A 9,891-nucleotide genomic window follows, 5' to 3' on the forward strand; every position below is an offset into this window, starting at 1 on the left:
ATCGCCGCTTCGGTCGTCCGCCCTGATCACCCGGGGTGCTGGGTAGTGTCACGATGATCCTCTTCCTGTCTCCCGGCAAGCCTAACGCTCCGGGAACGGCTGCCTCATCTCAGCCTGACAGACAGGGCTCTACATTCAAGGCCGCGGAGCCCTCAAGCGTGAGCTGGTCGCCTGCCTACGCACCGGCCGGGCACTGCGCAAGCCCCGGCAACGGTCCCGGAACAAGCCGCAGGGCCACGTCACCGCCGATGTCGTGCTCAGTGAACGACCCGCCGAGGCCGCCGATCGTGCGGTCCCTGGGCACTGGGAGGGCGATCTGATCATCGGTTTGAACCGGTCGGCGATCGGCACCGTCGTGGAGCGCAGCAGCCGCTACACACTCCTGGTCCGCTTGCCCCGCCTTGAGAGCTATGGAACCATCCCGCCCGTCAAGAACGGGCCCGCCCTCGGCGGCTACGGCGCCATCGCGATGAAAGACGCCCTCACCACGACGATGACGACGATGCCGGCCGAGCTGTTACGGTCGCTGACCTGGGACCGCGGCAAGGAGCTATCCGCACACGCCCAGTTCAAGATCGAAACTGGTATGGCGGCCTACTTCGCCGACCCCCACTCGCCGTGGCAGCGCGGCACGAACGAGAACACCAACGGCCTGCTTGCGCCAGTGCTTCCCCAAGGGCACAGACCTGTCCCGCTGGAACCTCGAAGACCTCCTCGCCGTCCAGGCCGCCACCAACAGCAGACCCCGCAAAGTCCTCGACTGGAAGACACCCGCCGAAACCCTCGACGAGCAGCTACGGTTGCTACAAGCAGCCAATGTTGCAACGACCGGTTGAACCCAGGCAATTTCGCAGCCGCAAGTTCGTGCGCGCGCTGCACCAGCAGAACATGATCGGGCCGAGTCGGCGCTGCGCCCACCGCGTGCCGTGTACAGCGGTGCGGCCGTCCGGCGGAGCGGAACATGGTCGCCGAGGTGTGCGGCTAGGGACCAGTCATGTCGAGAGCGGGCCGCCTGAGTGCGAGAAGGATTCCGGGTTCGGGCAGTCGGCCGCTTACGCCACTAACTGACAAGAATCGCCGTGCCGCGAAGAGTCGGGCTCTGGACGATACTGCGGCACCGCACCCAGCCCTGGCTCAGCACATTGGATCCCGGATACACCCAGAAGGTCAGTTACGACCGTCGGTTGATCCATTTCCTGATGCGCGAACGGCACCTAGAGTGGTGCAGTGCTGACCCTCGGCGTCGACCTCGCAGCAGTCGACAAGCGTACGGCGATGGCCGTGGTCGAATGGCTGCCGGGCCGCGCGGTCGTGCGGGACTTGGTCGTTGACGTCAGCGACGCTCGCATAGTCGCGGCCAGCGAGCACGTCGACAAGGTCGGGCTGGACTGCCCGCTCGGCTGGCCGGAGCTCTTCGTCGCGCTCGTGCAGGCCCACCGAGGTGGCAACGTCGCTGTTGCCGATAGCGACGGCGCTCGGTGGCGGCGTCGCCTGGCCTATCGATTGACCGATGAGGTGGTCCGCGAGGAGACCGGGATCATCCCGCTGAGTGTGGCGGCGGATCGCATCGCGCACGCTGCCTTCCGTGGCGCAGGGCTGCTGGCAATGCTCGCAGCCGCCGGGCACGACGTCGACCGTTGCGGCGGTGGGAGCGTCGTGGAGGTGTACCCGGCGGCGGCCCTGTACCGCTGGGGACTGGTGTACCGCGGTTACAAGAGCCGGGGACAGCACGTGCAGCACGCCGAGTTGGTGACCGCGCTTCGGGAGGCCGCAGCTTGGCTGGAGTTGGGTGCCTTCGACGGGCTGTGTCGGCGCAGCCATGATGCATTCGACTCGGTGATCGCGGCCTTGAACGCCCGCGCCGCGGCGATCGGCAAGGCAGTCCGGCCGAGCGACGAGCAGCGGACGGTCGCACGTGTCGAGGGTTGGATCGCTCTGCCCACCGGTCCGCTCAGCGATCTGATCCATGGCGCGGACGAATGAGCGGAGGGTGTTGATGGCCTCGGGATTGAGTTGGCTGGACAGTTCCCGCGATGACCAGAATCGGATGCGTGAGCTGCTCAAGTTGTTCAGCGACGCGGAGAGCCGGGACGAGTTGGGCGTCGGCCAGGTCCGCGACGCGTTCAGTGACCTGCTGTTTCCCGGGACCTCGGTGCTGCAGACCCGGGCGCGGTACCTGCTGATCGTGCCGTGGTGTTATCAGGAGGCGCAGCGGCGTGGGCTGCGCGGTGAGCGCCTCGCCGCGCAGGTTGACGGCAACGAGCGGAAGGTGATCGCTGCGCTGCTACGCGGGGACGACACCGAGGGTGTGATCGGCCGGCGGGCCGGCGTCGGTGTGCGAACCCTGCCGTCGGCCATCTACGCGGCGGCGCTCCTGCGGTACGGCATCCGCACCGGTGACGACGACACCCCGGGCCGACGGGTGGCGTCCGGTTTGTTCGAGGCCGATGAGCTGGCCGACCAGTCGAGCAGTGCCTGGCAGCCGACGCTGCCAGGGGCACCGGCGAACTTCCCGAATGAGGTCGACGGCGGGCTGAGGTTGTATCCGCAGGAGGCCCGCTGGCTGCGGGAGAGGCTTCTTGCCGCAGCGCCGGACACGCTGTTGGCGTACCTGCTCCAACCCGAGCTTCGGCCGGTTACCGACGGCCAAGCGCCGTGGGAGCCGGCGGCGCTCGCCGCGCCGGAGCCGGTCGGTTCGCTGGTCCGGGACGCGCAGCGGTTCTCGCTGGCGATGCATGGCGCGGCGTTGCTGTACAACCTGCTCGTGGCCGAGCGGTACGAGCAAGCTGGTCTGACGGAGCACGAGAACCCGACGGACGTGTACCGCGACGCCCTGCGGAAGTGGAGTGATCGGATATCAGTCTTGCCCGGCCTCAAGGGCTGGGAGCGGTCGAGGATGTGGAGCCGGTTGATCCAGCAGAACCCGCGAATCGCCACGAACGCAGCAGCGCGCCGGTTCATCGAGCAGTGGCTCGACGCGGTGACCAGCGGAGCCGCCGGTGACGCGGCCACCGACGCAGGCTTGCGAGCTCTCGTAGCCGAGCGGGAACGCTTAGTGAAGAAAGGCCAGTCGCGGTTGGTCAACGACAAGCTGCTTCGCACATGGAGTGGCGCGTCGGGCAGCCGGCAACTGGTGTTCCGGTGGCCGCAGGTACGCCGGATCCTCGCCGACATTCACGACGGCTGCGCCGCCGACCTGCCGGAGGCTGCCGGTGCTCGCGCCTGACTCCCGCGCCCTGCTGCTCGACGCGCTGCGCCCACCAGCGGGCGCGCGGCTCTCCCGGGCCGTGGCGTTGACGTTCACCCTGGACCTGGAAAGCCTGCTGGTCGCCCCGCTGGCGTTCGCCGCGCACGGTATGCGGGAGTCGACAGACCCGATCACGGTGATGGAGGGCGTGCGGCATTGCGCCGACCGCATCGACGTGTTCTGCCAAGCGGGGCAGATCACCGTCCCTCCGACGCAGTCCGCGCTGCTGGCGTTCGTCGAGCCCATGGTGCACCAGGTACGCCGGCCCAAGCCCGGGCACCTGTTCCACCCGAAGGTGTGGGCGCTGCGCTTCCACGACGAGACAACCGGCGAGACGTCCCTGCGGCTGCTGGTGCTCAGCCGGAACCTGACCAAGGATCGCAGCTGGGACGTGTGCCTGCGCCTGGACGGTGTTATCGGCGTGCGACCGAAGGCGGACAACCGGCCGCTGTCTGGTCTCTTGCGGCATGCGGTGCGGCTGGCGGTCGCGCCATTACCGCCGGACCGGCAGGCGGCGATCGAGGCGCTGGCCGAGGACCTGCGCCGGGCCCAGTGGGAACTCCCCGACAGAGCTCGGGAGATGAGCTTCCACGCGCTGGGCGTGCCCGGCGCTCGCCTGCCGCATTTCGAGGGCACGCGTCACCTCGTCATCTCGCCGTTCTGCACGCCGGGCGGGCTGGACCGGTGCGCGCCGAGCGGTCAGTTGGCCCTGGTGAGCCGGCAGGAGACGCTGGACTGCCTACCTGAGGAGACGGTGGTGGGGTCGGAGGCGTTCGTGGTCAGCGCCTTGGCCGGTCTGCCCGCCGAGGGGGCGCCGTCGGGCCAGGAGGTGCTGCACGGGCTGCACGCGAAGGTATACGTGGTGGAGAAGGGCCACCAGGCACGGGTCCTGCTCGGCTCCGCGAACGCCACCGAGGCGGCGTACGGCGGGAACGTCGAACTCTTGGTGGAACTGGTCGGCAGCCGCGCCCAGTGGGGCATCAACGCCGTCCTCGGGCCGGAAGCAGGTTTACGCGGGATCCTCGATCCCTACGACCGCCACGATGCCACCGAGTCGGAGCCGGAGGCGACCATGCTGCGGGACCTGATCCGCGACATCGCGGCCATCCCACTGTCGGCCACCGTCACCACTGAGGCCGACACCTACGGCATCCAGCTCACCTCCCAGGAGGACCTGCCCGATCTGCCGGACGTGCGGATCACCGCGCAGGTGCACACCCGTCGCGGTGAGGCGGTGCCGCTGGCCGCAGGACAGCCGGTGGCTGCTGTGTTCACCGGGCTTGCGCTGGCCGACATCACCCCGTTCATCGTCATCACCGCCGAGGACACCACCGGCCGAGAGCAGACCGTCGTCCTCGCCACCCTGATCGGCGACCCCGCGCATCGGCTCGATCACGTCCTCGCCCAGCAGATCGACACCCCGGAGAAATTCCTGCGGTTTCTGCTGCTGATCCTCGGCCTCGGCACCGAGGCTGCCGCCGCTGTAGGGGACGATGCCGGCGGATCGGGTGCCTGGCGCGCCGGCGGGACCGGAATCCTTGAGCTACTGCTCAACGCTCTCGTCGACCGTCCGGAGCAGCTCGATGACCTGGCCCGGCTGGTGGCCCGCATCGAAGCCAGCGGTGACAGCAACCGGCTGCTGCCACCGGGCTTTCCCGAGCTGTGGCGGGTCATCACAGCGGCACGCAAGACGACGACAGAGGCGGTGCGCGCGTGAAGCGGTACGACGCCGGACCGGTCATGGCCGGCTTGAAAGACTTCCAACGCGCCACCGTCGCGCATGTCATCGACCGGTACTTCGGCACCGATCGAACCCGCCGGTTCCTGGTCGCCGACGAAACCGGGCTCGGCAAGAGTGTCGTCGCGCGTGGCGTCATCGCGCAGACCCTGCAGCGATTGCAGGACGACGACAGCGTGGACCGGGTCGACGTCATCTACGTCTGCTCCAACCAGGACGTCGCCCGGCAGAATATCGCCCGGCTCCGGGTCACCCCCGACGAAACCGTCACGCTGTCCAGCCGGCTCACCCTGCTCGCCAAGCACGCCCATCAGCTCAACGCCGCGACCGCCACCGCCGGAAAGCCGATCAACCTGGTGGCGTTCACCCCGGGCACCTCGTTCGACCAGGGGTGGCGCACCGGTACGGCCGAGGAGCGAGCACTACTGTTCCTCATCCTCGAACAGGCCGGCTCATGGAACGGTTGGCGGACCAGAGCAGCGCAGCGGGCTTTACAGGCGACCGTCGGCAAGCCCGAACGGTTCAAGTGGCACTGCGACCGGCTACGGGAACAACTCGGTGGGAAGCTCGACCGCACCATTACCCGCGAGTTCCTGCGCCGTGCCCGTCAACGCGGTCTGCTCGGCGAGTTCGACGCGCTGCTCGACGGCATCGGCCGCCGCCCCGCCCTCCCCGACGCGCTACGCGAGAACGCCCGCACGCTCACCGGCGCCCTCAGGACCACGCTCGCGACCGCCGGCGTCGAGGTTCTCGAACCCGACCTGATCATCCTGGACGAATTCCAACGGTTCCGGGAGCTGCTCGACCCCCAGGGCGGTGAGGGCGCCGAACTCGCCCGACACCTGTTCGACTACCGGGCCGCCCGGGTGCTGCTGCTGTCGGCCACCCCGTACAAGCCGTTCACCTTCGCCGAGGAAACCACCGCCGGCGAGGACCACTACCGCGACTTCCGGCAGGTGCTGAGGTTCCTCAGCGACGACGAGTCCTGGCACGCCGACGTGACGAAGGCGTTCGAGGCGTACCGGGAAGCGCTGGTGCGCGGCGAGCCCTGTGGTGACCTCCGCGTCTGGCTGCGCGACCTGCTGCTGCGGGTCATGTGCCGCACGGAACGGCCTGCGCTGGTGCAGGACGGCATGCTGCGGGAGCACCTCACCGTGGCGGACAACCTCGACGCGCGCGACGTCCGCAGCTACGTCGCGATGCGCAAGATCGCACACGTCGTCGGCGCACCGATGACCGTGGAGTATTGGAAGTCCGCCCCGTACTTCCTCAACTTCCTCGACGGCTACCAGCTCGGTGACAAGGTCCGCGCCGCGCTCGACGGCCAGCCGCACCCCGAGGTGTCCGCGTTGCTGGCCTCCGCCCAGCTGCTCGACGCCGACGCGATTAACCGACGGGCACCGGTCGATCTCGGCAACGGCAGGCTCCGGCAGCTCGCCGCCGACACCGTCGACCAGGGCTGGTGGCGGCTGCTGTGGCTGCCCCCGTCCATGCCCTACCACGCGCTCGGCGAGCCGTTCGCCACCGCGGCGCGGGACGGCATCACCAAGCGGCTGCTGTTCTCGTCATGGAATGCGACACCCACCGCCGTGGCCGGGCTGCTCAGCTACGAAGCCGAACGGCGACTCGGCCGCGTTGGGGAACGGCATCGACACCTCGACTACCGAATGGAACACGGCCGACCGGCGGCGATGAGCGTCCTGGCGCTGTTCTGGCCCCATCCGGCCTTGGCCGCGCTGTGCGACCCGCTGGCTCTAGCCCGGCAACGGCCGGACGAGACCGCACCGCTCGACGTGGCCGAACGGGAGGTTCGGGAACGGCTATGCGCCCGCACATCTGCCGATACTGCGGCCACCGTCGCGAGCCCGGCCGAGCCATGGGAACTGCTCTTCCGGTGGCCCGGCGCCGACCCCGGCCTGGACGACGCCGCTGCCGCCCTGGGTACCTCCGCCGAAGATGACGGAACGGCTACCGGCCTGGACCGGCACGTGGAGCGAGCCCGCGAGCTTGCCAGCGACGCCCGTTACCCGGCAGCAGAGCATCTCGACGGTCTGCTCGGCAGCGTCGCGGAGATCGGCCTGCACGGGCCGGGCAACATCGCCTGGCGGGCACTGTCCCGGCTGATCGACCCCGACGATGCGGTCACACCCGCAGGGCACTGGCGCGCCGCGGCAGTCCTGGCGAACGGGCTGCGGTCCCTGTTCAACCGGCCTGAATCCGCACAGCTGCTCGACAGCCTGTCGATGGGCCCGGTCTACTGGCAGGCGGTGCTGCGGTACTGCGCCGCCGGCGGTCTGCAGGCCGTCCTCGACGAACACGTGCATACCCTGCGCAGCGGTGCCGCCGACGCCCGCCTCGACGACGAGGAACTCTGCCGGCTCGCCGATGAGGCGCGGCAGGCGATCGCCAGCCGACCGTCGACGTACGAAGCCTTCGACCCAAGCCACCCTAACGAGCGGATCAAGCTGCCCGGCCGGTTCGCGCTGCGCTACGGCGGCCGCGGCGAGGAACAGTCCCAGGTCAACCGCAAGGAGACCGTACGTAGGGCCTTCAACAGCCCGTTCTGGCCGTTTATCGTCGCCACCACCAGCGCCGGCCAGGAAGGCATCGACTTCCACCAGTGGTGCTCCGCCGTCGTGCACTGGAATACCCCCGCCAACCCAGTCGACTTCGAGCAGCGTGAGGGCCGGGTGCACCGCTTCGGCGGGCACGCCGTGCGCCGCAACATAGCCGCCGCACATCGTGCACAGGCCCTGCGCTCCCCCGAGCCGGACGTGTGGAAGGCCCTGTACGACGCGGCACGAGCGGTTTCTGGGGAGCTGGGCGACTTCGCGCCGTACTGGGTGTTCCCCGGGCCGGCGAAGATCGAGCGGCACGTCCTGCCCTACCTGCTCAGCCGCGACCAGGCGAAACTCGACCGGCTCAAGTCGGACCTGGTGATGTACCGGCTGGCGTTCGGCCAACCGCGGCAGGAGGACCTGCTCAGCCTGCTCCGACAACGAGAATCCGGCGCGGCGGGCATACCCGACATCCTGGATTTGCGACCGGTCGCTGAAGGGAAGCGACAGTGACGGACCAGCCGGCCTGGCAGCTCATCCTCACCGCAGCGCGCCAGCTCACGACACACAAGCTCGGCTTCACCAGCTACGCGACATCCTCGCCGGCGCTGAACTCTTCTGCGACCTCCGGTGACCGCGCTACCAGGAGCCCCCGGCATCGAGGGCCGCCTGCAGCCGATCGACGTAACGGCCACCGCGATCCAACGGACGCAATCTGGCGTTCAGAGTGATCCACAGGCGGCTCGGCACAGCGGCACGCTACCGGCACCGGACGACGGACACCAGCCTTGTCTGACGGTGAGCAGCCGATGAGCGCGCGGCCATTCAGAGTCCTGCCACCTGACTGCCCAGTCAGCCGAACTATGTGAGCGCTTCCGCAAGGGGGAAGCGCTCACCACGGCCCATTACCCCTGGTCACAGCCGACCAAGCACTCCAGAAACCAGCAGCCCCAGGTCACGCCGAGACGATACGAGCAGCTCAGCCACGTCCAGCGCGGTTCAGCGCCGTTGGGAGCGACCCGCTGCTCCCAATCTGCTCCCACCACCCGCCGGTCCCCATGTCTACGGCTATGCCGACGACTGCGACGGGCGCCTAATTCTCACAGCGGGTCGATGCCGTCGGTGTCGTGGGCGGCTCAATCCCCTGGCGTCGCCCGTCCGGCGTAAGACGTTGATTGACCGGCCGCCGGCCGGGTGTCGATCGCCGCGGCCGGCCCGGGGCGCCCTGACGGAGACGGGGTCAGCAGTCGTACAGGCTGTTCGGGTGGACCGTTTCGCAGTACCGGACGTGCAGGTGGTTGTCGTGGTTGGTCTGCATGTTGGTCAATCCCTCGCTGATCAGCACCTGGTCTGTTGAACCAGACGGCTTGGACGGCGTCATCCCGACCTGCCGGCCGATCTCCGTACTTGACAGGCCCTCGGCGGCCAGTAACACCACCGGAGCCTGCTGAACATGACCCGCCGACGCGGTAGACGAGCGCGTCAGCTCCCGCAGACGAGCCCCGTCACCGGGGCGAAGTACCAGAGGGGCAGGGACCGACATGCCTCATTGTCGCCCACCAACACCGTCAAACCACTTCAGACACGTGACATTAGAAGTCTGTTGCGGCAAATTTCTTGGCAAACTCGCGATACGAGATTGAATAGACGTCCGAGGCATCACCAATGCGATCCAATTCCTGACGGATTAGCGACTCCGCGCGCCGCCGATCGCCGCCGATAGCCAAAACGATCGGCATAACAATAAACTTTTCGGTGTCCACCAACAATCCAGACGAGTCAAGTTCCGTCGCGAACGTCTCCCAGTCAGACCACTTGTCGATGAACGACTGACCGTAGGTCGCGACTGCATTCGCAAGATCCTCAGCTATGGCAGTCAAATTACCATCTGCCGGAAAATCCCACTGTGCAAACGTCTTCTGAGGCAGAAGATAGCCGACCGGCCTCGATACGGAGGCGACTGGCGGAGGCCACCCAGCAAGTTCCACGAGTGCGTTTTCCACCGACACATGTCGGACGCCGACGACCGGATTGATCTGCAACTTTGCAGGCAAACCCCATGCCGCCAGGTTCAACCCAAGCCAACCCGTGACCGCTGGACTGCTGCCCGGTTGCAGGAACACACCACGCCTCTTTGTGAAGTTGTGCGCGCGCAACGCGACACCGCACGCCTTCAGACTCTCGGTCTTGAGATTGCCCATCTTCCAGACCCTTCATACGTCTAGTGTCGCGTAATTGAGATCGTTTACTTGTCGTTGTTGGTGAGGAGTTTGCGGACCTCGGTGTGGACCCAGCGGACCTTGGTCAGGATCTCGCTGGGGGTCGCGGTCCAGACGAACGGCTTCGCG

Annotated in this window: 6 protein-coding genes and 1 pseudogene; 5 read left to right on the forward strand and 2 right to left on the reverse strand. The window is 67.8% G+C overall.

Annotated features, from left to right (window positions below):
- Positions 1–127: 127 nt before the first annotated feature.
- From ACFOX0_RS33490 to ACFOX0_RS33510, 5 genes and pseudogenes are all read left to right on the forward strand, one after another.
- A pseudogene (locus ACFOX0_RS33490) lies at positions 128–836 on the forward strand (IS30 family transposase); the annotation flags it as partial.
- A gap of 391 nt (positions 837–1,227) precedes the next feature.
- Positions 1,228–1,983, forward strand: coding sequence for a DUF429 domain-containing protein (locus ACFOX0_RS33495; RefSeq protein WP_377553600.1), 756 nt, complete (start codon positions 1,228–1,230; stop codon positions 1,981–1,983).
- A 13-nt stretch (positions 1,984–1,996) separates the two neighbouring features.
- Complete coding sequence (locus tag ACFOX0_RS33500; protein WP_377553602.1) at positions 1,997–3,226, forward strand: DUF6361 family protein; 1,230 nt, start codon at positions 1,997–1,999, stop codon at positions 3,224–3,226.
- Positions 3,213–4,964, forward strand: coding sequence for a phospholipase D family protein (locus ACFOX0_RS33505; protein WP_377553604.1), 1,752 nt, complete (start codon positions 3,213–3,215; stop codon positions 4,962–4,964). Before ACFOX0_RS33500 ends, ACFOX0_RS33505 begins: the two co-directional genes overlap by 14 nt.
- Positions 4,961–8,056, forward strand: a complete 3,096-nt coding sequence (locus ACFOX0_RS33510) for a helicase-related protein (protein ID WP_377553606.1) — start codon at positions 4,961–4,963, stop codon at positions 8,054–8,056. Before ACFOX0_RS33505 ends, ACFOX0_RS33510 begins: the two co-directional genes overlap by 4 nt.
- A gap of 727 nt (positions 8,057–8,783) precedes the next feature.
- On the opposite strand, the gene ACFOX0_RS33515 is transcribed toward ACFOX0_RS33510, so the two are convergent.
- Both ACFOX0_RS33515 and ACFOX0_RS33520 read right to left on the reverse strand, forming a co-directional pair.
- Positions 8,784–8,981: a hypothetical protein gene (locus ACFOX0_RS33515; protein WP_377553608.1), complete on the reverse strand. Its 198-nt coding sequence runs from the start codon at positions 8,979–8,981 to the stop codon at positions 8,784–8,786.
- A 154-nt stretch (positions 8,982–9,135) separates the two neighbouring features.
- Positions 9,136–9,744: a hypothetical protein gene (locus ACFOX0_RS33520; RefSeq protein WP_377553610.1), complete on the reverse strand. Its 609-nt coding sequence runs from the start codon at positions 9,742–9,744 to the stop codon at positions 9,136–9,138.
- Positions 9,745–9,891 lie beyond the last annotated feature (147 nt).

The organism is Micromonospora zhanjiangensis (genome assembly GCF_042650605.1).
Taxonomy (GTDB): domain Bacteria; phylum Actinomycetota; class Actinomycetes; order Mycobacteriales; family Micromonosporaceae; genus Micromonospora_J; species Micromonospora_J zhanjiangensis.

Coding starts and splice junctions, on each gene's coding strand:
- ACFOX0_RS33500 (WP_377553602.1), top strand. CDS start 1,997: ATGGCCTCGGGATTGAGTTGGCTGGACAGTTCCCGCGATGACCAGAAT.
- ACFOX0_RS33520 (WP_377553610.1), bottom strand. CDS start 9,744: ATGGGCAATCTCAAGACCGAGAGTCTGAAGGCGTGCGGTGTCGCGTTG.